Source organism: Curtobacterium sp. VKM Ac-2884 (assembly GCF_015350945.1).
Lineage (GTDB): Bacteria > Actinomycetota > Actinomycetes > Actinomycetales > Microbacteriaceae > Curtobacterium.
The window spans coordinates 225,388-248,987 of record NZ_JADKSA010000001.1; the positions used below are offsets into that span (position 1 = coordinate 225,388).

Annotated in this window: 19 protein-coding genes; 7 read left to right on the plus strand and 12 right to left on the minus strand. The window is 70.4% G+C overall.

Features of this window, described 5'->3' with window-relative positions; translation table 11 throughout:
* Positions 1-55: 55 nt before the first annotated feature.
* The 5 genes from ITJ60_RS00975 to ITJ60_RS00995 form a co-directional block, all read right to left on the minus strand.
* Positions 56-1,201 carry a cystathionine gamma-synthase gene (locus ITJ60_RS00975; RefSeq protein ID WP_194646382.1) on the minus strand — a complete coding sequence of 382 codons (1,146 nt, stop codon included), beginning with the start codon at positions 1,199-1,201 and terminating at the stop codon, positions 56-58.
* Positions 1,202-1,215: 14 nt separating this feature from the next.
* On the minus strand, positions 1,216-2,580 hold the full coding sequence (locus ITJ60_RS00980) for a cystathionine beta-synthase (protein WP_194646383.1): 1,365 nt from the start codon (positions 2,578-2,580) through the stop codon (positions 1,216-1,218).
* A 10-nt stretch (positions 2,581-2,590) separates the two neighbouring features.
* On the minus strand, positions 2,591-4,024 hold the full coding sequence (locus ITJ60_RS00985) for a mechanosensitive ion channel domain-containing protein (protein ID WP_194646384.1): 1,434 nt from the start codon (positions 4,022-4,024) through the stop codon (positions 2,591-2,593).
* Positions 4,021-6,261 carry an adenylate/guanylate cyclase domain-containing protein gene (locus ITJ60_RS00990; RefSeq protein ID WP_194646385.1) on the minus strand — a complete coding sequence of 747 codons (2,241 nt, stop codon included), beginning with the start codon at positions 6,259-6,261 and terminating at the stop codon, positions 4,021-4,023. The genes ITJ60_RS00985 and ITJ60_RS00990 overlap by 4 nt, the downstream gene beginning before the upstream one ends.
* Positions 6,262-6,593: 332 nt before the next feature.
* Positions 6,594-8,468 carry an ABC transporter ATP-binding protein gene (locus tag ITJ60_RS00995; RefSeq protein ID WP_194647049.1) on the minus strand — a complete coding sequence of 625 codons (1,875 nt, stop codon included), beginning with the start codon at positions 8,466-8,468 and terminating at the stop codon, positions 6,594-6,596.
* A gap of 159 nt (positions 8,469-8,627) precedes the next feature.
* Here ITJ60_RS00995 and ITJ60_RS01000 point away from each other — a divergent pair, with 159 nt between their 5' ends.
* The gene (locus ITJ60_RS01000; protein ID WP_194646386.1) at positions 8,628-10,052 is read left to right on the plus strand and encodes an amino acid permease; all 1,425 of its coding nucleotides are present in this window, start codon (positions 8,628-8,630) and stop codon (positions 10,050-10,052) included.
* Positions 10,053-10,241: 189 nt separating this feature from the next.
* Positions 10,242-11,162 carry a hypothetical protein gene (locus tag ITJ60_RS01005; protein ID WP_194646387.1) on the plus strand — a complete coding sequence of 307 codons (921 nt, stop codon included), beginning with the start codon at positions 10,242-10,244 and terminating at the stop codon, positions 11,160-11,162.
* Positions 11,163-11,333: 171 nt separating this feature from the next.
* On the opposite strand, the gene rplL is transcribed toward ITJ60_RS01005, so the two are convergent.
* The 4 genes from rplL to ITJ60_RS01025 all read right to left on the minus strand — a co-directional run bounded on the left by rplL (position 11,334) and on the right by ITJ60_RS01025 (position 14,804).
* Positions 11,334-11,714: a 50S ribosomal protein L7/L12 gene (gene rplL, locus ITJ60_RS01010; protein WP_017888664.1), complete on the minus strand. Its 381-nt coding sequence runs from the start codon at positions 11,712-11,714 to the stop codon at positions 11,334-11,336.
* Between the two features lie 51 nt (positions 11,715-11,765).
* Positions 11,766-12,281: a 50S ribosomal protein L10 gene (gene rplJ / locus ITJ60_RS01015; RefSeq protein ID WP_070418388.1), complete on the minus strand. Its 516-nt coding sequence runs from the start codon at positions 12,279-12,281 to the stop codon at positions 11,766-11,768.
* Positions 12,282-12,561: 280 nt separating this feature from the next.
* Positions 12,562-14,067: an ATP-binding protein gene (locus ITJ60_RS01020; RefSeq protein WP_194646388.1), complete on the minus strand. Its 1,506-nt coding sequence runs from the start codon at positions 14,065-14,067 to the stop codon at positions 12,562-12,564.
* Entirely contained in the window at positions 14,064-14,804 is a 741-nt protein-coding gene (locus tag ITJ60_RS01025; RefSeq protein ID WP_017888661.1) for a response regulator transcription factor, read from the minus strand. Before ITJ60_RS01025 ends, ITJ60_RS01020 begins: the two co-directional genes overlap by 4 nt.
* Positions 14,805-14,908: 104 nt before the next feature.
* Here ITJ60_RS01025 and ITJ60_RS01030 point away from each other — a divergent pair, with 104 nt between their 5' ends.
* From ITJ60_RS01030 to ITJ60_RS01050, 5 genes are all read left to right on the plus strand, one after another.
* Entirely contained in the window at positions 14,909-15,946 is a 1,038-nt protein-coding gene (locus ITJ60_RS01030) for an acyl-CoA dehydrogenase (protein ID WP_194646389.1), read from the plus strand.
* On the plus strand, positions 15,940-17,298 hold the full coding sequence (locus tag ITJ60_RS01035; RefSeq protein ID WP_194646390.1) for a PIG-L family deacetylase: 1,359 nt from the start codon (positions 15,940-15,942) through the stop codon (positions 17,296-17,298). Before ITJ60_RS01030 ends, ITJ60_RS01035 begins: the two co-directional genes overlap by 7 nt.
* Entirely contained in the window at positions 17,295-18,005 is a 711-nt protein-coding gene (locus ITJ60_RS01040; RefSeq protein ID WP_194646391.1) for a glycosyltransferase, read from the plus strand. Before ITJ60_RS01035 ends, ITJ60_RS01040 begins: the two co-directional genes overlap by 4 nt.
* Positions 18,006-18,134: 129 nt before the next feature.
* A complete protein-coding gene (locus tag ITJ60_RS01045; RefSeq protein WP_194646392.1) occupies positions 18,135-19,691 on the plus strand; it encodes an ABC transporter permease in 1,557 nt (518 codons plus the stop codon).
* 134 nt (positions 19,692-19,825) lie between these two features.
* Positions 19,826-20,503, plus strand: a complete 678-nt coding sequence (locus ITJ60_RS01050; RefSeq protein ID WP_111084468.1) for an ABC transporter ATP-binding protein — start codon at positions 19,826-19,828, stop codon at positions 20,501-20,503.
* A gap of 60 nt (positions 20,504-20,563) precedes the next feature.
* Here the strand turns inward: ITJ60_RS01050 and ITJ60_RS01055 are convergent, their stop codons facing one another.
* The 3 genes from ITJ60_RS01055 to ITJ60_RS01065 form a co-directional block, all read right to left on the minus strand.
* Positions 20,564-21,505, minus strand: coding sequence for a TolB family protein (locus ITJ60_RS01055; protein WP_194646393.1), 942 nt, complete (start codon positions 21,503-21,505; stop codon positions 20,564-20,566).
* Between the two features lie 109 nt (positions 21,506-21,614).
* Positions 21,615-22,454: a carbohydrate ABC transporter permease gene (locus ITJ60_RS01060; RefSeq protein WP_111084253.1), complete on the minus strand. Its 840-nt coding sequence runs from the start codon at positions 22,452-22,454 to the stop codon at positions 21,615-21,617.
* Positions 22,447-23,442, minus strand: a complete 996-nt coding sequence (locus ITJ60_RS01065) for a carbohydrate ABC transporter permease (protein ID WP_111084254.1) — start codon at positions 23,440-23,442, stop codon at positions 22,447-22,449. The genes ITJ60_RS01060 and ITJ60_RS01065 overlap by 8 nt, the downstream gene beginning before the upstream one ends.
* Between the last annotated feature and the right edge of the window lie 158 nt (positions 23,443-23,600).

The following is a 23,600-nucleotide window of genomic DNA, read 5'->3' on the forward strand; positions in this document are numbered from 1 at the left end:
GTCAGCGCCTGCTGCAGATCCGCGTCAGCGCGTCAGCGCCTGCTGCAGATCCGCGTCAGCGCGTCAGCGCCTGCTGCAGATCCGCGATCAGGTCACCGGCGTCCTCGATGCCGACGGACAGCCGCACCACGTTCTCGGGCACCGCGAGCTCCGTGCCCTTCACCGAGGCGTGGGTCATCTCGCTCGGGTACCCGATGAGCGACTCCACACCCCCGAGCGACTCGGCCAGCGCGAACAGCTCCGTGGACTCCGCGAAGCGCCGGGCCGCGTCCGGCCCGCCGGACAGTGCGACGGACAGCATCCCGCCGAACCCGCGCATCTGGCGGGCGGCGACGTCGTGCCCCGGGTGGTCGGAGAGGCCCGGGTAGTAGACGCGCTCGATGCCCGGCGCGGCGACGAGCGCCTCGGCGACGGCCTGCGCGTTCGTGGAGTGCCGCTCCATCCGGACCGCCAGGGTCTTGATGCCGCGGGTGGTCAGGAAGGCGTCGAACGGCGACGAGATCGCACCGGCGCCGAACTGCAGGAACTGCACCTTCGCCGCGAGCTCCTGGTCGGCGAGCACGACAGCCCCACCGACGACGTCGGAGTGTCCACCCAGGTACTTCGTCGTCGAGTACACGACGACGTCGGCACCGAGCGACAACGGCTGCTGCAGGTACGGCGACGCGAAGGTGTTGTCCACGACGACGAGGGCACCGGCCTCGTGCCCGAGGGTCGCGAGTCCGGCGATGTCGGCGATCTTCATGAGCGGGTTGGTCGGCGTCTCGACCCAGAGCACGGTGTCCTGGGGGGCGCCCTGCAGCGCGGCCCGGACCTGGTCGAGCTCGCTCATGTCGACGACGACGAGCTCGACGCCCCACGGCACGTGCAGTCGGCTGACCAGACGGTGGGTCCCGCCGTACACGTCGTTCCCCATCACGACGCGGGCCCCGGGACGGAGCGCCGCCCGGAGCAGGGCGTCCTCGGCGGCGAGACCGGACGCGAACGAGTACGCGGCGACGCCGCCGTCCAGGTCGGCGAGCAGCGTCTGCAGGGAGTCGCGCGTCGGGTTGCCGGCGCGGGAGTACTCGTAGCCGTTCCGCATCCCGCCGATGCCGTCCTGCACGTAGGTGGACGTCAGGTGGATCGGCGGGATGACGGCGCCGGTGGGGCCGTCGGGCTCCTGGCCGGCGTGGACGGCGCGGGTGCTGAACTCGGTCATGCTGGCTGCGTTCCTTACTCGGAGAGGTAGGTCAGGAGATCGTGGCGGGTCAGGACCGTGACCGGCTTGCCGTCCTCGACGACGAGCAGGGCGTCCACCATCTCGAGGGCTCGACGCGCTGCGGACACGGACTCGCCCACGCCGATCAACGGGAGTGGCTCGCCCACGAACCCGGTCAGGGCGTCCGTCATCTTCGCGGCACCGGTGAAGACCTGTTCGAGCAGGTCCTTCTCGGCGACCGCCCCGATGACCTCACCGATGACGACCGGCGGTTCCGCGCTGAGCACGGGCATCTGGGACACCCCGTATTTGGTCATGATGTCGACGACCTCGCGCACGGTGTCCGCCGGGTGCGCGTGCACCAGGTCGGGCAGACGGCCGTCCTTGCCGGCGATGAGCGACCCGACGGTGCGCGCCTCGTCGGTCTCGGCGAAGCCGTACGAGCGCATCCACCGGTCGTTGAAGATCTTGCCGAGGTAGCCGCGACCGCCGTCGGGCAGCAGCACCACGACGACGTCGTCCTCGGTCAGGTCGCGGGCGGCCCGCAGCGCTGCGACGACCGCCATCCCGCTGGACCCGCCCACGAGCAGGCCCTCTTCCCGCGCCAGGCGCCGGGTCATCGCGAAGGAGTCGGCGTCCGACACCGCGATGATCTCGTCCGGTACCTCGGGGTCGTACGCGGTCGGCCAGAAGTCCTCGCCCACGCCTTCGACCAGGTACGGACGGCCGGTGCCGCCGGAGTAGACCGAGCCCTCGGGGTCGGCGCCCACGATGCGGACACGACCGTCGGACGCCTCCTTCAGGAAGCGCCCGGTGCCCGAGATGGTCCCACCCGTCCCGACGCCCGCGACGAAGTGGGTGATCTGCTGCTCGGTGTCGCGCCAGATCTCCGGACCGGTGGTCTCGTAGTGGCTGCGCGGGCCGTTCGGGTTGGCGTACTGGTTCGGCTTGTAGGCGCCGGGGATCTCGCGGACGAGCCGGTCGGACACCGAGTAGTACGACTCCGGGTGCTCCGGCGGCACCGCGGTCGGCGTGACGACGATCTCGGCGCCGTACGCGGTCAGGACGTTGCGCTTGTCCTCGCCGACCTTGTCCGGCAGCACGAACACGCACCGGTAGCCGCGCTGCTGGGCGACGAGCGCCAGCCCGACCCCGGTGTTGCCCGAGGTGGGTTCGACGATCGTCCCGCCGGGTCGCAGGTCGCCGGAGGCCTCGGCCGCGTCGATGATCCGCGTGGCGATGCGGTCCTTCGACGACCCACCGGGGTTGAGGTACTCGACCTTCACCAGGACGGTCGCGCGCACCCCCTCGGTGACGCGGTTGAGCTTGACGAGCGGGGTGTCGCCGACGAGGTCGACCACGGAGTTCGCGTAACGCACGGGCCCGAGTCTAGGACGCCGTCACCGCGTTCTGCTGGGATGCGACGTGCGCGGACACCGCTGCGGACACCTCGGCGCGTCGACGGTCGATCACGTCGCCCATGTCGCGCGCCAGCGCCGGGGTGGACCGGACGATCTGGTCGAGCGCTGTGGCGGGGATGACCAGCACCGCGACCTCGGTGAGCGCCGTTGCGGTCGTGAGCAGGGCCTCCCGGGTCAACGCCGTCTGTCCGACGTAGTCGCCGGCCTCGACGCGGGTCGCCGGCAACTCGGCGTCCTCGAACGGGACCCGAAGGTCCACGCTGCCGGACAGGACGAACCGGACCGAGTCCGGCACGGTCCCCACCCGGTGGATGACCTCGCCGGCGGCGTAGCGCTCCAGGCGCACGACCGGGGCGAGCGCGACGCTGTCGTCCCCGCTCAGGTACAGCGTCGCGGCGATGGCCGCGAGCGCCTCGTCGCGACGGGCGTCCGTCACGAAGTCGTCGGTGGTGTCGCCGTCGAGCCCGAGTCCCTCGCGACGCGCCGCGTACCAGAGCCACATCCGGAACTGGGCGAGCGCGTCCGCTTCCTGCGACGGGCCGCGCACCTCGAACGACAGGTCGTAGGCTGCGCCGCCCGCCGGCACCGCGACGGGCTGCGTGCCGGGGTACCGCTGCGGCAGACCGGCCGCGACCCGCTGCAGCAGCGCGACGACCGCGGCGGGCGGGTCGTCCGTCGTGAAGGTGACGGAGGTCGTGACCGGGAACGTGCCGCCGGTGCGGCTGAGGTTCGTGAACGACGAGCCGGCGAGCGACGAGTTCGGCATGATCAGGATGCCGGCACCGGTGTCGATGTGCACCGACCGCCAGTTCACCTCGACCACCCGGCCGCGCGTCCCGCCGGTGTCGAGCCAGTCGCCCAGGCGGAACGGCTGCTCGAACAGCAGGAACAGTCCGGCGATGACCGGGCCGACGGCGGACTGCAGCGCGAGGCCGATGACGAGGGACCCGACGCCGAGCGCCGTGAAGATGCCGCCGACGTCGGCGCCCCACACGATCTTGAACACCAGGGCGAGCCCGAGGGCGATGAGCACGATGCGGGCGATGTCGACGAAGATCGACGGGATCTTCTCGCGCCAGCTGCCCTCGCGTGCGTTCGTGAACAGCACGATGTTCAGGCCGTTCAGCACGAAGACGATGACCAGGAACCCCAGCACCGTGCCGATCACCTGGTTCACGACCGGCTTGCCGGGGTCGACCGCGTCGGTCACCTGCACCGACAGCACCAGGATCGCGATGATCGGGACGACCGCGTTGCGGAACAGCCCGACGACCTTGTGCATCGGGTTGTGGTGCCGTTCCAGGGCGGACTGCAGTTCGGTGAGCACCAGGAGCATCACCGGCAGCCCGACGATCACGCCGATCGACGGCCAGAACCACGCCTGCTCCCAGAAGGCGATCACGACGTCACCCGCTCGAGCTTCCAGACCTTCTGCGGACCGGTCTGGGTCTGCACCGTCCCGACGTCCTGCACGCCACCGCGGTCACCGAGCTTGTCGATCACCCGCTGCGTCGCGTAGACACCGGGCGCGGGCGCGATGCCCTGCACCCGGTAGGCCAGGCTGACGGCGTCGCCCCACATGTCGTAGACGATGCTGGAACGACCCACCAGACCACTCGTCACCTGCCCGGTGTCGATGCCGGCGCGCAGCCCGACCTTCGACCCGTGCTGGGCGTTGAAGCGCTCGAGCGCGCCCTGCGCCTCTTCCGCCCAGTCGATCACGCGGCGCACGTTGTCGACACGGGGGACGCTCAGTCCGCAGCTGGCCAGGTAGCCGCTGCGCGTCGTGCGCACCCGCTCGATGCCGTGCCGACCAGCGGCCTCGTCGAGAGCCCGCCACAGGTCGTTGAGCAGCGACAGCGACTCCTCCGCCGTCAGGCCGGCGGCGAAGTCGTCGTACCCGATGATGTCCGCGTAGACCACCGCGACGTCCTGGTGGTCCGAGGCGATGGTCTCGTCGCCCTGCTTGTACCGACGGGCGACCTCCTCCGGCATGAGCGTCAGGAGCAGGGTGTCGTTCTGCCGCCGCTGCTCGTCGAGCAGGTCCTGCTTCACCTGCAGGCTCCGGCTCATGTCGTTGAAGGCGAGTCCGAGGTCGCCGATCTCGTCACCGGCCTTCGTCTGCACCTCGACCCCGAGATCACCGCTGCTGACCCGGTTCACCGCGGTCTGCAAGCGGCGGATCGGTCGGACGAAGACCTGCGCCAACAGCAGCGACAGCAGGCTCACCAGGACGATGATGGCGACCAGGGACAACCCGATGTTCCGGGCGAAGTCGTTCACCGGGGCGAAGGCCTCGGCGGTGTCCATCTGCGCCACGACCACCCAGCGCAGGCCGTCCACCTCCAGCGGGGCGTACGCCGCGAGCACTTCCTTTCCGCGGTAGTCGGTCGAGATCACCGTGCCCGACTTGCCCTGCAACGCCCGGCTGACCGGTGTGGTGTTGACCTCTTGCAGGAGCACCGACCCCTTCACGGCGATCTGTCGCGAGGCCGTGCCGGGTGCGGTCCCCGCGGCGATCACGTCGCGCTGGTACTGCTTCGGGTGCTCGAGCAGCTGGCGCGGGTAGGACCGCATCAGGTGGTCCGCCCCCACCAGGTACGACTCCCCCGTGTCGCCGAGCCCGTCGTCGGCCCAGCCCTGGTTGCCCGTCATGACCTGGTTGATGAGGTCCACCGGCACCTGCACGGCCATCACGCCGATGATCTTGCCGTCCTCTCCCACCGGGGACATCACCCACAGCGTCGGGACGTTGAGGCTCGGTGCGTACCGGGCGAAGTCCGTCACCACGAAGTCGTCCGCGCTGGTCAGCTGCAGCGCCTGCTCGTACCCGCTCGCCAGGTTCGAGTCACGGTACGGGCCGTCCCGCAGGTTGGAACCGAGGTCCGCCCCCGAGTAGGTCGAGTACGTCACGTCGCCGTCGGTGTCCATGAGGAGCAGGTCCTCGTAGCCGGCGGACTCGACCGCCTGCCGGAAGTACGGCTGGTACTCGGCGTGCGCCTCGGACCATGTGCTGCCGTCACCGGCGTCGTCGAGCTGCGCGGCCTTGTCGTAGTCGTCGAACGGCGCCGTGTACCGCGCCTGCAGGTAGGCCTGCGGGTCGGTCGTCGGCGCGAACTGGTCGGGATTCGCCGAGCCGCCGCTCCGGGCGTCGAGCTGCGGGACGAAGGTGTCCGCGTACCAGGCGTCGACCTTCGTGTGGTCGGCATCGGACACCGGACGGTCCCGCAGGTCGTCCCACCCCGCCGAGAACGCCTTCGTCGCGCCGATCACGCTCTCGTTGCGGGTCTGGGCGACGACCGTCTGCGTGAACTGGTCGAACGACCGCTTCAGCTCCGTGATCCGGGCCTCGCGCAAGGACGTCACCTGGTTGAACGCTGCGTTCTCGAGCGAGGCCCGACCGTTCAGGTAGCCGACCACGCCGACGACCAACGCCGCGATGATGCTCACCGCGAGCAGCATCACCAGCAGCTTCGACTGGATGTCCAGCGAGCCGCTCGTCAGGAACGCCCGCAGCTTGCCCTTCCTGCGTGGTGCGTCCTCCACGACGCGCGGGCCACCAGCCTGCGGCGTCGTGCTCGGCGGGATCGGGTCGGAACCGGGGCCGGTGGTGTCGGACGTCGGTGGGACTGCAGTCACTTCGAACTCCGCTCAGGAGGGCAGGGTGCACGCGTGCGCGTCAACCACAGCTACCACGCGAGCAACACTCGTGTCAGGTATCCGACGTTCGTTGCGGCTTCGTGACCTCGGTGGTCGCGTTCGCGACATCTGTCGCGGTGCGGGGTGGAGACGGCGAGCGCGCGACGGCGAGCGCGCGACGGCGGGCTGGAGACGGGGCGCGGTCGGACGGGAGGCGCGCTGCGGCCCGGTCACGGGCCTCCCGTCCGCCGTCGGGTCACCTGTCCGTTCCGCGCACGCGCCGCGTGCGTCGGCGACTGTCGGTCTGTGCGCACCGGCGCCGGCCGGCCGGCTCAGCGCTCGACGGCGTCTGCCGGGGTGTTCTGCTGCCGGTGCAGGAGCGCGTAGGTGCCGTCGATCGCGAGAAGTTCGTCGTGCGTTCCCTGCTCGACGATCCGCCCGTGGTCGAGCACGAAGATGACGTCGGCGTCCCGGATCGTCGACAGCCGGTGCGCGATCGAGATGGTGGTGCGCCCCGCAGCCGCGGTGTCGAGCGCGGTCTGCACCACGCGCTCCGAGATCGAGTCCAGCGCGCTCGTGGCCTCGTCGAGCACGAGCACGGGAGGGTCCTTCAGGAGCACCCGCGCGATCGCGATCCGCTGCTTCTCGCCGCCGGACAGCCGGTACCCGCGCTCTCCCACGACGGTGTCGTAGCCGTCCGGGAACGAGGCGATCGTGTCGTGGATGTTCGCCGCCCGTGCCGCCCGTTCGACCTCGTCGTCGGTGGCGTCCGGTTTGGCGTAGCGCAGGTTTTCGCCGATCGTCGCGTGGAACAGGTACGTCTCCTGGCTGACGATCCCCACGTGGCGCATGAGGTCCTCGTGCACGAGGTCGCGGACGTCCTGTCCGGCGAACCGCACGGAACCCTCGGTCGCCTCGTACAACCGTGGCACCAGGTACGACACGGTGGTCTTGCCCGCGCCCGACGGACCGACGAAGGCGGCGAACTGGCCGGGCCGGAGGGCGAACGAGACCCCGCGGAGCGTCGGCTTGTCGGCCTCGCCGTCCGGGTACGTGAACGTCACGTCGTCGAACGCGACGTGACCGACCATGGTGTCGTCGACGGGCTTCGCCGTCGGCGAGTCCGTGATCGCGGGCTTCAGGTCGAAGTACTCGAAGATGCGGGCGAACAGCGCTCCGGAGGTCTGCAGGTCGAGCACCACCCGGAGCAGTCCGACCGTCGGGAACAGCAGGCGCGACTGCACCGTCGTGAACGCCACGATGGTGCCGGCGGTGATCGGGACGTCGCCGATGATCAGCCAGGCCGCGACGAGGTAGATGATCGCCGGGATGATCGACAGGAAGATCTGCACGATCGCGAAGAACCACTGCCCGGACATCTGCTGGCGGACCTGCAACTGGATCTGGTTGCGGTTCTCGTCCCCGTAGCGGCGGGTCTCACTGCGCTGCTGGTTGAAGCTCTTGGCCAGCAGGATGCCGGAGACGCTCAGTGCCTCTTGCGTGATCGCCGTCATGTCGGACAGCGACTCCTGCGTCTGACCGGCGATGCGGGCACGGACCTGCCCGACCCGACGCTGCGCGATGACGAGCAACGGGAGCAGCACGACCGCGACCAGGGTCATCTGCCAGCTCAGCAGCAGCATCGCGACGATGGCGGCGATGACCGTGACGGTGTTGCCGAGCACCGACGAGATCGTGTTGTTCAGCACGCTCGCGACGCCGCCGACGTCGTTCTGCAGGCGGGACTGGATGACACCGGTCTTCGTGCGCGTGAAGAACGCGAGTTCCATGCGCTGCAGGTGCCCGAACAGGCGCATCCGCATGGCGCCCATGACCTTGTTGCCGACCGTCGCCGTCAGGTACGTCTGCCAGACGCCCACCCCGGCGCTCGCGATCCAGAGGAACACCATCGCCGACACGAGCTCGACCAGCACCGGGACGTCGGGGCTGCCGGAGGGTGGGAACAGGCCCCGGTCGAACGCCTGCTGCGTCAACAGCGGCGGGATCACCGAGATCGCAGCACCGATCAGCACGAGGACGACCGTCAGGACGATCGACCTGCGGTGCGGGACGAACAGCCCGGCGATCCGCTTCACCAGGTGCGGGATCTTCGGCGCTTCGGCGTTGGCAGCCTTCTGCGCACGGAAGTCACCGCTGGAGATCCGGCCGCCGCCGCGCGGACCACCGCCACCGCCGCCCCCGCGCATCCCGCCGCCCATGCTCATGCAGCAACCGTATCCCCGCCGTCGGACATCGGCGCGCGCTCGACGGCCGCGGTTCCGCGGTGCAGTCCGACGGCCGTATTTGACCCCGTTCAGGGGGCGTGCGAGCATGTGCCGTCCCCGCCCCCGCACCACCGAGGTCCCATGACGTCCGCGCCGTCCCGTCCCACGTCCCTCCGCCAGCAGCTCGCCCGCCGCAAGCCGATCGAGCAACTGAAGTCCGAGGCGGCCGTCGGCGTCAACGGCGAACCGCTCCGCCGGTCGCTCGGTGTCTGGCACCTGACGATGATCAGCGTCGGCGCGACCCTCGGTACCGGCATCCTCGTGGTGCTCGGCACGGCCGTGCCGCTCGCGGGTCCGGCCGTGTGGATCTCCTTCGTCGTCGCCGGGATCGCGGCCCTGCTCTCAGCACTGTCCTACGCCGAGATGGCCGGAGCCGTTCCGACCTCGGGCTCGAGCTACTCGTACACCTACGCCACGATGGGCGAGGGCATCGCGTGGGTCTGCGGATGGTGCCTCGTGCTCGAGTACGCCGTCTCGGTGGCCGCGGTCGCCGTCGGCGCGAGCGAGTACGTGGACGAGACCCTGCGCGTGTTCGGGCTGCACCTGCCGACGGCACTGTCCGCGCCTCCGGGTGACGGCGGCGTCGTGAACCTGCCAGCAGCCGTCCTGGTCCTGCTCGCCACCGTCGTCCTGATCCCCGGTGCCCGCGAGAGCGCCTGGGTGAACACCGTCATGGTCGTCGTGAAGATCGCACTGCTCGTGTTCTTCGTGGTCGTCGCCTTCACGGCCTTCCAGGCGCAGAACTTCGAACCGCTCGCGCCGATGGGTGCCGCCGGGGTGACCGCGGCGGCGTCCAGGCTCTTCTTCTCGTACATCGGGTTCGACGCCGCCTCCACCGCCGGCGAAGAGGCGAAGAACCCGCGCCGCGACCTCCCCCGGGCGATCATCGGTTCGATCGCGCTCATCACGGCGCTGTACATCCTCGTCGCCATCGCCGCGATCGGCGCCCGCTCGTGGACGGACTTCTCGTCGTCCGAGGCCTCGCTCGTCCGCATCGTCGTCGACGTCACCGGACAGCCGCTCGTCGCACTGGTGTTCTCGATCGGCGCGGTGATCGCGATCGCCAGCGTGGTGCTGACGGTGCTCTACGGCCAGACCCGCATCCTGCTCACCATGGCCCGCGACGGTCTGGTCCCGAAGGTCTTCGGGCGGGTCTCCCGACGCACCGGCACCCCCATCGCGAACACGCTGATCATCGGCATCGCGGTCACGATCGTCGCCGCCCTGGTCCCCCTGGGCGAGCTCGCCGACGCCACCAGCATCGGAACCCTCGTGGCGTTCGCGCTCGTCAACGTGTCGGTCATCGTGCTCCGTCGCTCGCAGCCCGACCTCGAGCGCTCGTACCGCGTCCCGTTGTTCCCCGTCGTGCCGATGCTCGGCGCCCTGAGCTGCGTGCTCCTGGCGGTGTTCCTCGGCGCCACGACGTGGATCGCCTTCGGCATCTGGATGGTCGTCGGCGCCGTGCTCTACCTGGCCTACGGCCGCCGTCACAGCACCTTGCGCTGACCCGCCCGCCCCGCCCCGAGACTCGGCCTGAGCGACACTTCTCGAGCTCTGGCACGCGAGAAATGTCGTTCACCGCGAGAATCGCGGAGCCAGCACCGAGTCTCGTCCACAGTCCCTCACCACGAAGGACTCTCCACAGGCCGGCTCGCGCGGAGCACCTGACGCACGTCGGGCCGCGAGGCTCCAGCCATGACAACCGAACGAACGCGCCTTCTCCGAGCGACGAGTCTCGACCCGACCGGATCCCGCTTGCTCCAGCGGCGACACCGCGCGGGCCAGCTCGTCCGGATCACCGACGGCGTCTACGTCGACGCGCAGGTCTGGCGGGAGGCCAGCCGCATCGAACAACACCTCCTGATCGCACGCGCTCTGGCGCCGCAGCTCCGCGACGACGCTGCTTTTTCCCACCTGACGGCCGCGATCGCGTACGGCTGGCCACTGATCGGTTCTCCCCCGCAACGCGTACACGTGACCGACGGTGCAACGCGCAAGACGGAACACCGAGCGCACCTCGTGCGGCACGCTGGTCCCCCGGAGACCGGCACGAGACCGTCCTCCTTCGCCGGGGTGCGCCTCACCAGTGCGCTGCGCACCGCTGTCGACCTCGCCACGACCCTCGAGCCGTCCGTGGCGGCGGTGGCGATCGACCACGCGGTTCGCAGCGGAACGCTCGCGGTCGGAGACCTCGAAGCAGCACTCCCGACGCGCCCCAGACGCGGATCGGTCAGGTGCCGAACCGTCGCCGCGGCACTCGACCCGCTGCACGAGTCGGTCGGAGAGTCGTTCGCGGCGGTGCGGATGGTCGAACTCGGCTTCCCTCGTCCGGCCGCGCAGCACGAGTTCCGGCACGCGAGCGGCGCAGTGGACCGGGTCGACTTCTGGTTCGAGGACACCGGCGTCGTCGTCGAGTTCGACGGCAAGCAGAAGTACACCGATCGGGGCATGCTCGCTGGCCACGCGCCGGGTGATGCCGTCTGGCACGAGAAGGTCCGAGAGGACCGGCTCCGTTCGGTACCCAGCGTCCGGACTGTCGTCCGTCCGACCTGGTGGCATCTCGTCGATCCCGACCGACTCTGCGCTCTGTTCCGCCAGCACAGGATCATCGTCTGATCCCCCGAGTCTTGGGCCTTGCAGACCGAGACTCGGCATGAGCGACCGATCTCGGCCTCTTCGTCGCGAGAAGTGTCGCTCACGCCGAGTCTCGGGCCGCACCGCACCCCAGGCAACGACGAAGGCCGCCACCCCGAGGGGCAGCGGCCTTCGTGAACCGAACGGTCGAGACTACGCGAGCTCGATCGTGGCGCCAGCGGCCTCGAGGGTCGCCTTCGCCTTGTCGGCGGTCTCCTTGTTCGCACCCTCGAGGATCTTGGCGTCGGCGGTCTCGACGAGCGCCTTGGCCTCACCGAGGCCGAGCGACGTCAGGCCACGGACCTCCTTGATGACCTGGATCTTCTTGTCACCAGCGGACTTGAGGATGACGTCGAACTCGGTCTTCTCCTCAGCGGCCTCGGCCGGGGCAGCAGCGGCCGGAGCGGCAGCAGCGGCCGGGGCAGCAGCGGTGACCTCGAAGACCTCTTCGAACTTCTTCACGAAGTCCGAGAGCTCGATGAGCGTGAGCTCCTTGAAGGCCTCGATGAGCTCGTCCTGCGAAAGCTTCGCCATGATTTTCTCCTACTACTCAGTAATACGTGTGGTTGTGGAACGCGAGCCTGATCAGGCCGCGGACTCCTGCTTCTCGCGAAGGGCGTCCACGGTGCGGACGGCCTGCGAGAGGGGGGCCTGGAACAGGTACGCAGCACCGAACAGCGAGGCCTTGAAGGCGCCGGCGAGCTTGCCGAGCAGAACTTCACGGGACTCGAGGTCGGCGAGCTTGTCCACCTCGGTCGCGGAGAGCGGGTTACCGTCGAAGTAACCACCCTTCACCACGAGCTCGGGGTTCGCCTTGGCGAATGCACGCAGCGACTTCGCGACGGCGACGGTGTCACCGTGGACGAAGGCGAGAGCGGACGGACCGGCGAGCTCGTCGTCGAACGACGAGATGCCGGCGTTGTTCGCCGCGATCTTGGTCAGCGTGTTCTTCACCACGGCGTACGTGGCGTGCTCACGGATCGAGTTGCGGAGCTCCTTGAGCTGCGCGACCGTGAGACCGCGGTACTCGGTGAGCAGAACGGCGTTCGAGCTACGGAAGGACTCCGTGAGCTCGGCGACCGCAGCTTCCTTGTTCGCCATGGTTCTCCTTGGGGTTTCTTGCCGGTAGCCCCAGGTCCACGAACGAAAAAAGCTCCGGCGCAGAGGCTCGGAGCTGCTCTCACCAGATGGTGGGAGTGGTTCGGAACACCTGCGCGGGATGCCTCACGAGTGAGGACCTTCGGTCACGATGTTCACAAACACTTTGCGAGCAGGGCGACATCCGGCGGTCTTTGGCTTCGAGAACTGTACCAGACGCCGTGGGCGTCACCAAACACCGGACTGGAGGCGCGGTGCGGGCCTGCCCCGCGCCTCCTGGCCGTCAGTGGGCCGTGTCCACCGCAGCGGGCGTCCCCGACCAATCAGCGGACACCGCAGAAGCAGCCGACGCGGCCGACTCCGACGCAGCCGACGGATCCACCGGCAGGTGCACCGTGAACACGGTGTCGCCCGGCACGCTCGCCACCTCGACGCTCCCGCCGTGCGCCTGCACGACCGCGTCCACGATCGCCAGCCCGAGCCCCGTCGACCCCACGGTGCGCGACCGGGAGCTGTCGGCACGGGCGAACCGCTCGAACAGCTTCGGCAGGAACTCCGGGTCGATGCCTTGACCGGTGTCGCGCACGGTCAGGTCGACCCCGGGGCCGGACGGCGACGGCGCGAGACCCACCGTGATGCGGGTGCCCTCGGGCGTGTGGGTCCTGGCGTTGGTGACGAGGTTCACGATCACCTGGTGCAGGCGTGCGGCGTCCCCGACGACCACGACGGGCGAGGACGGCACGTCGATCTCGATGACGTGCTCGGGCGATGCGGCGTGGGCGTCGTTGACGGCGTCGAGCACGAGGCCGGTCAGGTCGACCTCGTCGAACTGGATCTCGCGCCCCTCGTCGAGGCGGGCGAGGAGCAGCAGGTCCTCGACCATCGACGTCATCCGGATCGACTCGGACTCGATGCGGCTCATGGCGTAGACGACGTCCTTCGGCAGGTCACCGCCCATCCGACGGGTGAGCTCGGCGTACCCGCGCACCGAGGCGAGCGGCGTGCGGAGCTCGTGCGAGGCGTCCGCGACGAACTGCCGGACCTTCTGTTCGGACCGTTCCCGCGCCTGCATGGCGCCTGCGATGTGTCCGAGCATCCGGTTGAAGGCGCTGCCGACCCGGCCCACCTCGGTGCGGGGGTCGGTGTCGGGTACGCGGACGCCATCCAGGGCGTCACTGCGGTCGAGGGGCATCCGGGCCACGGTCGAGGCGGTCTCGGCGACGCGCTCGAGCGGGCGCAGCGAACGCCGGACCACGACGGCCGCGACGATCGACGCGGCGAGCAGGGCGGTGCCGACGACGATGACGACCACCCAGAACAGCGACCAGACGCTGGCGTAGACCGGGGCCATCGGCAGTCCGACGACCAGGACGGCGGGACCGACGGTCACGGCGGTGAGCCGGTAGCGCCCGATGTCCGAGCCGAGGTCGACCGTCTCCGGGTCGCCGCCCACGCGCACCTGGCCGAGGGCCGCGGCACTCGACTGCGTGATGGAGCTCGGTCGCCCGTAGTCGTCGAGGACGTTCGCGATGACGACCTGCCCGTCCACGAAGTAGGCGGTCAGGGTGCCGGCGGCCTGCCCCGACGGACGGGACAGGTCGATGCTCGGCTGCCCGCTCTGGTTCTGCTCGAGGTAGCGCTGCGCACGGTGGGTGGCGCTCGTGATCTGCTTGTCGATCGCACCCGTCTGGATCGACGAGAGCGCGATGATGCTCACCGCCCCGATCACCGCGCTGACGACGACGACGAGCGCGACGATGCTCAGGACGAGCCGACGCCGGAGGGTCACGAGGTGGGCTTGATGACGTACCCGACGCCGCGCACCGTGTGGATCATCGGGGTCTCACCGGCGTCGATCTTCTTGCGCAGGTAGGAGATGTAGATCTCGACGACCGAGGATTTGCCGCCGAAGTCGTACGACCACACGCGGTCCAGGATCTGCGCCTTCGACAGCACGCGACGAGGGTTGCGCATCAGGAAGCGGAGGAGCTCGAACTCGGTGGCGGTCAGCTCGATCGGCCGGCCGGCACGGTGCACCTCGTACGACTCCTCGTCGAGCACCAGGTCGCCGACGACGATGCGGGAGTCGCCCGCCTCGGAGATCGAGATCTGCGAGCGGCGGATGAGGCCTCGCAACCGGGCTACGACCTCTTCGAGGGAGAACGGCTTGGTGACGTAGTCGTCACCGCCGGCGGTGAGCCCGGTCACGCGGTCCTCGACCGAGTCCTTCGCGGTGAGGAACAGCACCGGGGTGTCGTCGTTGTTCTGCCGCAGCCGGCTGAGCACCTGCAGACCGTCGAGGTCCGGCATCATCACGTCGAGCACCATCGCGTCGGGCTTGAACTCCCGCGCCGTCGTCAGGGCGTCCTGCCCGCCGTTCGCGCTCTTGACGTCCCAGCCCTCGTAGCGGAGCGCCATGGACAACAGGTCGGTGAGGCTGGCTTCGTCGTCGACGACCAGGATGCGCAACGGGGTTCCGTCGGCACGCGTGAGGCGCGGGGCTGCTGCGGGCTGGGAGATGGTCACGTCTTCGAGTATCGAGGAATTCCTATGAGCTGTCTGTGGACCGCCCCTCCGCGCTCTGTGGATCGCTCCGAGTGCACTCGGCCGCTCCTTCGTAGGTTGGGGGGATGCTGCGATCCTCCGCTTGGCCACCGTCCGCCAGGCACGTCGACACCGCGGGGATCGAGGAGACGGCCGGGAGGCCCGGCTCGAGCCCGGCAGACCGTCTGACGGCCGCGCGCACGCTCGCCACCACCACCCCGCTCCTGTCCGCGGGGACCGCCGGCGGGTTCCTCGCCACGCTCGCCGCCGTCGCCGCGGGTGACGTCGCGACCGCGCGCACCGTCGAACCCCACCTCGACGCGCTCGGCATCCTGCAGCAGGCCGACGTGCCGGTCCCCGCCGACTCGACCTGGGGCGTCTTCGCCGCCGAGGGCCCGGGACTCCGCCTCGAGGCCGCGCTCCAGGACGGCGGCACGGCGATCCTGACCGGCACGAAGCCGTGGTGCTCCCTCGCGTCGACGTTGTCGCACGCGCTGGTGACCGCGCACGCCGGCGACGACCGTGTCCTCGTCGCGGTGGACCTGCGGCAGGACGGCGTCACCGCGCACGACGAGGCCTGGGTCGCCCGGGGCATGCCCGACGTGCCGAGCGGCCCGGTGGACTTCGACGGCGCCACGGCACGGCTCGTCGGCGCACCCGGCTGGTACCTGCAGCGACCGGGCTTCGCGTGGGGCGGCATCGGCGTCGCCGCGTGCTGGTGGGGCGGTGCGGTGGGCCTCGGCCGGATCCTGCGCGCGCTGGCCGCGGCCCACCCGGAGTCCGAACTGCTGCAGGCCGCCCTCGGTGCGACCGTGCTCGACCTCGCGGACGCCGAGGACGCCCTCGCCGACGCCGCCGCCCGGATCGACCGGTCCGAGGCCGCCGATGCTCCCGACGCCGACTGGCCGCTGCTCGCCCAGACGGTACGCTCCCGGGTGCGCCGAGCGGTGGACGCCGTGCGCGAGCGGGTCGTCGCCACCGTCGGCCCGGCTCCCCTGACCTCGGACCCCGCGGTCGCGGCGCGGGTCGCCGACCTCGAGCTCTACGTACTGCAGGACCACGGGGCTCGTGACCTCGCCCGGATCGGCCGCATCGTGACGGAACGCGGCGGTGTCGCGTGGTGAGCTTCGACCACCGCGAGCCGGGCACCGACCCCGCGGCGTGGACGCCGTTCCTCGACACACGGTCGGCCACACCCCTCGACCTGGACGGCATCGGCTCCGTGGTGGTCCTCGCGCCGCACCCCGACGACGAGACCCTCGGTGCCGGCGGGCTCATCGCGACCGCAGCCGATGCGGTACTCCCCACCCACGTCGTGCTCCTCACCCGCGGCGAGCGCTCGCACCCGGACTCCCCCACCACGACGGCGCCGGAGCTGGCGACCGTGCGCGACGACGAGTTCGTCCGGGCCCTCGCCACGCTGCACCCCTGGGCGACGGCGTCGTCGGTCGGGATCCCCGACGGCGGGACGCGGGAGCACCGGGACGAGGTCACCGACGCCCTGCGGCGAGCGCTCGACGACGCCGCGCGGCCGACGCTCGTGGTGGCGCCGTGGCGCGGGGACGGTCACCGGGACCACCGCATCGCTGGTGAGGTCGCCGAAGCGGTGACCGCCGATGCCACCGAGGTGTCGCTGCTGACGTACCCGATCTGGGCGTGGCACTGGGACGACCCGTCCGCGTCCGCACAGCCGTGGGACCGAGCCCGGGGCCTGCCGTTGGCCGACGCCGTCCGGGAACGGAAGCGCGCCGCCCTCGACGCCTACGCCTCGCAGGTCCGCCCGCTGTCCGGTGCCGCCGGGGACGAGGCGATCGTCGACGACCGGCACGCCGCGCACCACCTGCGGTCGACCGAGTGGTTCTTCGCGCCCGAGCCGACGGCGTCGCGCTCGCGGGAGTCGTTCGACGCGCACTACGAGCGGAAGCCGGAGGGCTGGGACTTCGAGCGCTCCTGGTACGAACGCCGCAAGCGGGAAGTGACGCTCGCCGCGCTCCCCCGCGAGCGGTACCGGTCCGCGCTCGAGCTCGGCTGCGCCACGGGCGTCCTCACCGCAGCGCTCGCCGAACGCGCCGACGCCGTGCTCGGCACCGACATCTCGGCCGCGCCGTTGGCCCGGGCTGCCGTCCGTGCGCCGGGGGCCCGGTTCGTGCAGGCCTCGCTGCCCACCGAGTGGCCGACGGGTCGGTGGGACCTCGTCGTGATGTCCGAGGTGGGCTACTACCTGTCCCCCGCCGACCTCGACGAGACGATCGACCGGGTGCTGGCGTCGCTCGACGACGACGGCGTGCTGGTCGCCTGCCACTGGCGCCACCCCGACGACGAGGCGGTGTCGAGCGGTGACGCGGTGGACGCCCGACTCGCGGAACGGTGGCCACGACCGGCGCTCGTCCGCCACGTCGAACCGGACTTCGTGCTGAGCGTCCTGCCCGGCCCCGGCGTCGTGTCGGTCGCACGGGCCGAGGGACTCGTCCCGTGACCGCGCCCTCCGGCGTCACGCGGATCGACGTCGTGCTGCCCGCCCACGACGAGGAGGACCGCATCGCCGCCTGCCTCGACGCCCTGCTCGCCGCCCGCGCCCGACTCGCCGGGGAGCACCCCGACGTGGCGGTCTCGGTGACCGTCGTGCTCGACGGCTGCACCGACGACACGGCGACGGTCGTCGAGCGCTTCCCCGTCGACGTCGTCGCGACCGCCCACGTCGGCGTCGGTCGGGCGCGCACCATCGGGGCCATGCACGCGCTCCGGCAGCACCCCGCCGACCCGGCGTCCCGCTGGCTCGCCCACACCGACGCGGACTCGCGGGTGCCGGAGGGCTGGCTCGTCCAGCAGGCCGACGCCCTCCGCTCCGGGGCGCACGTGCTCGTCGGCGCCGTCGTCCCCGACCCGGACGACCTGGACCCGGTCGTGCTCGCCCGGTGGACGCAGGCGCACCCGCCCGGTGCCGCGCTCGGGCACGTGCACGGCGCGAACCTCGGCGTGCTGGCATCGGCGTACCTGGCGCTCGGCGGGTTCGACCCCGTCCCCGAGCACGAGGACGTCCGGCTCGTCGAGCGGGCGCACGCGATGGGGTTCCGCGTCGACGCGACGGTCGACCTGCCCGTGGTGACGAGCGGGCGGTTCGCCGGCCGGACGCCCGGCGGCTACGCGGAGCACCTGCGCCGGGAGTACGGCGACGCGAGCTGAGGGCCCCTTAGACAGCTCATAGGCTGCCGATGGGGCGGCCACTGACCGGCTGCCTACGTTCTCCTCCGTCGGCCCCGCCGTGCGCTCTGCGCGGCCGGTGACCCCAGCCGGCCACCACCGAGGAGAACCATGTTCCTGACCTACCTCAGGCGCGAACTCACGAACCGCAAGAAGCAGACCGTCATCATCGCGATCGGCATGGCGTTGGCCATCGCCCTCGTGGTCATCGTGTCCTCGATCGCGGGCGGCGTGAAGGCGGCCCAGTCCAGCGTCCTGCAGTCCGTGTACGGCGTCGGCACCGACATCACCGTCACGAAGACGACGACCCCGAGCGCGTCGGGCTCCGGTCGACCGAGCTTCGACTTCGGCAGCCAGAGCGGTGACGACAGCGACAGCAGCGGTTCGACCGACCTGTCGCAGTCACGGCTCGCCGTCGCCCGCGGCACGAGCACGCTCAGCGCCGCGAACCTCACGACCGTGACGGGCACCGATGGCGTGAAGGCGGCGACCGGTGTCCTGACCCTCGAGAACAGCACGTTCTCGGGGCAGGTCCAGCAGTCGACCGACGGCAGCAGCACGGACACCAGCAGCTCCGACAGCAGCAGCACGGACAGCTCCACCCAGCAGGGCCCGCCGAGCGGCGACTCCGGCCAGGGCGGCGGCTTCGGCGGCGGCTCGTTCAACGTCGACTCGTTCACCGTGACCGGCATCCCGGTCTCCGGCGACGCCGTCGGCCCGCTGACCAGCACCGAACTCACCAAGGGCCGCACGTTCACCGCGAAGGACGCGGGCAAGGACGTCGTCGTGCTGGACGCGTCCTACGCGAAGAGCGAGTCGAAGGCGGTCGGCGACACCGTCGACATCGGCGGCACCGACTTCGAGGTCATCGGCATCGTCACCTCGACCGGCTCGTCGTCGACGACCGGCTCGAACACCTACATCCCCCTCGACACCGCGCAGGCGCTGGCGGACCTCGACGGCAAGGTCACCTCGATCTACGTGTCCGCCGAGTCCTCGTCGGACGTCAGCGCGATCAAGACCGCCCTGCAGCAGAAGCTCACCACCGCCACGGTCTCGACCGAGTCCGACCTGGCGTCGAGCGTCTCCGGTTCGCTGAGCACCGCGTCGAGCCTCGTCTCGAACCTCGGCACCTGGCTGTCCATCGTCGTGCTGGCGGCGGCGTTCCTCATCGCGATCCTCTTCACGATCTCCGGCGTCACGAGGCGCACCCGCGAGTTCGGCACCCTCAAGGCCATCGGCTGGTCGAACGGCCGCATCACCCGCCAGGTCGCCGGGGAGTCGCTCGTGCAGGGCCTCATCGGCGGCGTCCTCGGCGCAGCAGCCGGCCTGATCGGCATCCTCGTGGTGAACGTCATCAGCCCGACCATCTCGGCGAGCGCGTCGAGCACGACCGGCGGCGGCGCGGGTGGCGGCGGTGGCATGCCCGGTGGCGCGGCGACCGCGGCCGCGGGCAGCGGCACGACCGGAGGCGCCCCGGCCGGTGGCTTCGGCGGCGGCGCGAGCACCGCGTCGACGACCGACGTGGTCCTGCACGCCCCGGTGACCGTCGAGGTGATCCTGCTGGCGATCGGCCTCGCGATCCTCGGTGGCCTCATCGCCGGCGCACTCGGCGGCTGGCGCGCGAGCAAGCTCCGTCCGGCCGAGGCCCTGCGGAGCGTGGCCTGATGCCCGGCCCCGCCACCGGCGCGGTGCCGACCGCCGGACCCGCACCGATCCCGAGCACGCGACCAGAAGGAGTGACCGTGACCAGCACCGACACCGCACCCGGCCAGGCGGAGGCGAGCCGCGCCTCCAGTCCGATGTACCGACTGACCAACGTCAGCAAGACGTACAAGCAGAAGAACCGCACCGTCACCGCGCTGACGAACGTGGACCTGACGATCCCGCAGGGACAGCTCGTGGCGATCCAGGGGCCGACCGGCGGTGGCAAGTCGACGCTGCTGCAGATGCTCGGGGCGCTCGACCGGCCGACGGCCGGCTCGATCCACCTCGGCGGCGACCGCGACGTGGCGAAGCTCGGCGACCGTGCGCTGACCGACCTGCGGGCGACCGAGATCGGCTTCGTGTTCCAGAGCTTCAACCTCATCCCGACGCTGACCGCGCTCGAGAACGTCGAGACGGCGTTCGCGGGGTCGCTCGCGAACCGGGCGCGCTCGGAGATCCGCGAGCGGGCCACGGCGGCGCTCCGCGAGGTCGGTCTCGGCGAGCGGATGGAGCACCTGCCGGCCGAGCTCTCCGGCGGGCAGCAGCAGCGCGTGGCGATCGCCCGCGCCCTGGTGAAGAACCCGAGCGTGCTGCTGGCGGACGAACCGACCGGCGCGCTCGACGAGGGCACCCGCGACGAGATCATGGGGCTCATCGAGAAGCAGTGGAAGGAACGCGGGCTGACGGTCGTCATCGTCACGCACGACTCGTGGGTGGCGAAGCGGGCCGAGCGTCGCCTGCACCTCAAGCAGGGGCAGGTGCGCGAGGTCTGAGGTGACCCGAGTCTCGCGGTGGGCGACAGTCCTCGTGGCCACGAGCCCGAGGACTGTCGCTCAGACCGAGTCTCGACCCACCGGGTAGTCGCAGTAGGCGAACCAGTGGGAGTCCGGGGACCACGGCGGGACGTTGACCGTGCCCTGGCCGCCGTCGAGCACGACGAGGGTCTCCGGCACCGGCATCATCCGGGCGCCGCGGACAAGCACCCCGGGCAGCAGCCGCAGCTCCACGCGGTGGTCGGCCGGGTGGCCCTGTACCCCCGGCTCGTACGACAGGTAGAGCAGGTGCTCCCCGTCCGGCGAGACGTGCGGGAACCAGTTCACCCGGTCGTCGTTCGTGATCCGGACCGGGTCGGTCGCCCCCGGCCAGAGCGCGACGAGCTGCGCGGTGCCCGGCGTGAACCGCTCCGAGTTCCACACGAGCATCTCGCCCGCGAACGAGACGCCGTCGTCGGGGTGCTCGTCGCGGGTCAGGAACGTCGGTTCGCCGGTGGCGGGGTCGACGAGTGCGACGTCGGTGGTCCAGACGCCCGCTTCGGTGCGCTCCCCGACGATCGCCGCGAGGGTCTCCCCGTCCGGGGCGATGCCGTGCAGGTAGAACTTCCGGACGACCGGCAGCGCGGTGGTGACGTCGGTGAGGGTCGCCGCCGCTCCGCCGGCCGGCACGGGCACCCGGTACAGGTCCCCGTCGCGGCCGCTCACCACGACGGAGTGGCCCGACGGGTCGAGCACGTGATCGTTGTTGATCTCGGGCACACCGGGCATCGGCACCGGGACGAGTGCAGTCTCGTCGAGGACCTGCGCGCCGTCGGCGAGCGGCAGCAGCCACAGGTCGCCGTCGCCGTTCAGCAGGATCGTGCCGTCGTGCAGGACGTTCGGCGCCTCGACGAGGAGCGACGACGACTCGAAGACGAGGTGGCTCGTCCGCGACTCGAGGTCGTACACGTGCACCCGGCTGGTCTGTCCTGGCAGCAGTTGCCGCCCGCGCGCTCCACTCATGCGCCCCATCCTGCCCGGAACGACGAGACTCGGGCTGAGCGACGTCTCTCGGGCGCGATGGCACGAGGACTGTCGCCCAGCCCGAGTCTCGGGGCCGGGGTGAGACCGCCTACTTCACGGCACCGGCGGTCAGGCCTGCGACGAACTGGCGCTGCACGATGAGGAACGCGATCACCACGGGGATGGACACGACCAGGGACGCGGCCATGATCTGGTTCCAGTACACGTTCGTCTGCGTCGAGTACTGCTGCAGACCGACCGCCAGGGTCTGCCCGTCGCCGTTGGTCATGACCGAGGCGAAGAGCACCTCGCCCCAGGCCGTCATGAACGAGTAGATGCCGACCGCGACCAGCCCCGGGCGGGCCGAGGGCAGGATGACCCGGAACAGGGCACCCATCGGGCCGGAACCGTCGACCATCGCGGCCTCGTCGAGCTCACGCGGGATGGTCTCGAAGTAGCCGGCGAGCATCCAGATCGAGAACGGGAGTGTGAACGTCAGGTACGTGATGATCAGGCCGGTCCAGCTGCCGACGAGCTGGATGCCGAGCGAGTTCCCGAGGTTCGTGAAGATGAGGAACAGCGGGAGCAGGAACAGCACGCCGGGGAACATCTGGGTGGAGAGCACCGCGGTGGTGAAGGTGCTCTTGCCCTTGAAGTTCCACCGCGAGACACCGTAGGCGGCGAACGTCGCGATGATCAGCGAGAACACCGTGGCGACCGTGCAGACCACGAGCGAGTTCACGAAGTACTTGCCGAGCGGCACCGTCGACCACATGTCGATGAACGGTTGGATGGTGATGTTCGTCGGGATCCACGTGAAGTCGTTCTGCACGTCACCGAGCGGCTTGATGGCCGTGGTGATCATCACGTAGAGGGGCACGACCGTGAACAGGGTCAGGATGACCAGGGTCACGACCTTGAAGGACTTGGCGCCGAATGTCTCACGCACGGACGGACCTCCGGTTGGTCACGGCGAGGTAGATGCCGGTGACGATGAGCAGGAAGATGAGGAGCAGGACGCTCATCGCGGCACCGGAGCCGAAGTTCCAGGTGATGAAGGACGCGTTGTAGATGTGGAAGCTCAGCAGGTCCGCGGCCGGGGGCTGCGCGGTCGAGCCGAACAGCACGAACGGCGTGTTGAAGTCGTTGAAGGTCCAGAGGAACATCACGAGCACGAGCGTCACGTTGACCGGGCGGACCATCGGCAGCGTGATCGAGCGCCACTGCCGGAACGGCTTCGCGCCGTCGACCGAGGCGGCCTCGTAGACGTCGTTCGGCACGGACTGCAGGCCGGCCATCAGCATCAGGAACGCGAAGGGCCAGGTCTTCCAGATCGCCACGACGACGACGGAGACGAAGGCGTTCGAGCCGATCAGCCAGAACGGGCCAGTGCCGTTGAACAGGTGCAACTGGTCGACCAGGACGTGGTTCACCGCGCCGGAGTCACGCTGGAACATGAACTTCCAGGTGATGATGCCGGCGTACATCGGCAGCGCGTACGGCACCAGGAACAGGGTGCGGAACAGCCCGCGGCCCCTGAACGGCTTCTGCAGCGCGACCGCGGCGGCCATGCCGAAGGTCCAGGAGAGGCCGACGACCAGCACCGTGAAGCCACAGGTGATCAGGAAGGAGTGCAGGACGCCCTTGCCGATCGCCTGGTCGAAGTCGACGACGACGGAGTAGTTGTGCAGTCCCGCGAAGGGTGCAGCGCCCCAGTTGGCGATGAAGTACTTGGTGAGCTGGATGAACGAGATCCAGATGCCGGTGAGCATCGGGACGATGTGGATGAGCAGCTCGAACAGGATGGCCGGCGCGACGAGCGCGTAGGGCAGCCAGTTGGTCTTGCGCTTGCGACCTGGCGGACGGCCCGACAGCGTCGAGCCCTTCGTGTGCGTCAGGTCGATGCGCTCCGCATCGGGCAGGACCGTCGTGGACATGGGCGGGGGCCTTTCGGCAGGAGGGGGTTCGGGTGCTTCGCACCCCGGTCCGTGGCAGCGGACGGGAGGCACGGCGTGCGTGAGACGGGACGCTCACTGCCGGCGGATGGCCGGCTCTGGGGCTGTGGGGCCGGTGACCACCTGCCCCGGCGCGTCCG

Coding starts and splice junctions, on each gene's coding strand:
- ITJ60_RS00975 (WP_194646382.1), bottom strand. CDS start 1,201: ATGACCGAGTTCAGCACCCGCGCCGTCCACGCCGGCCAGGAGCCCGAC.
- ITJ60_RS00995 (WP_194647049.1), bottom strand. CDS start 8,468: ATGCGCGGGGGCGGCGGTGGCGGTGGTCCGCGCGGCGGCGGCCGGATC.
- ITJ60_RS01000 (WP_194646386.1), top strand. CDS start 8,628: ATGACGTCCGCGCCGTCCCGTCCCACGTCCCTCCGCCAGCAGCTCGCC.
- ITJ60_RS01005 (WP_194646387.1), top strand. CDS start 10,242: ATGACAACCGAACGAACGCGCCTTCTCCGAGCGACGAGTCTCGACCCG.
- rplL (WP_017888664.1), bottom strand. CDS start 11,714: ATGGCGAAGCTTTCGCAGGACGAGCTCATCGAGGCCTTCAAGGAGCTC.
- rplJ (WP_070418388.1), bottom strand. CDS start 12,281: ATGGCGAACAAGGAAGCTGCGGTCGCCGAGCTCACGGAGTCCTTCCGT.
- ITJ60_RS01030 (WP_194646389.1), top strand. CDS start 14,909: ATGCTGCGATCCTCCGCTTGGCCACCGTCCGCCAGGCACGTCGACACC.
- ITJ60_RS01045 (WP_194646392.1), top strand. CDS start 18,135: ATGTTCCTGACCTACCTCAGGCGCGAACTCACGAACCGCAAGAAGCAG.
- ITJ60_RS01050 (WP_111084468.1), top strand. CDS start 19,826: ATGTACCGACTGACCAACGTCAGCAAGACGTACAAGCAGAAGAACCGC.
- ITJ60_RS01055 (WP_194646393.1), bottom strand. CDS start 21,505: ATGAGTGGAGCGCGCGGGCGGCAACTGCTGCCAGGACAGACCAGCCGG.
- ITJ60_RS01065 (WP_111084254.1), bottom strand. CDS start 23,442: ATGTCCACGACGGTCCTGCCCGATGCGGAGCGCATCGACCTGACGCAC.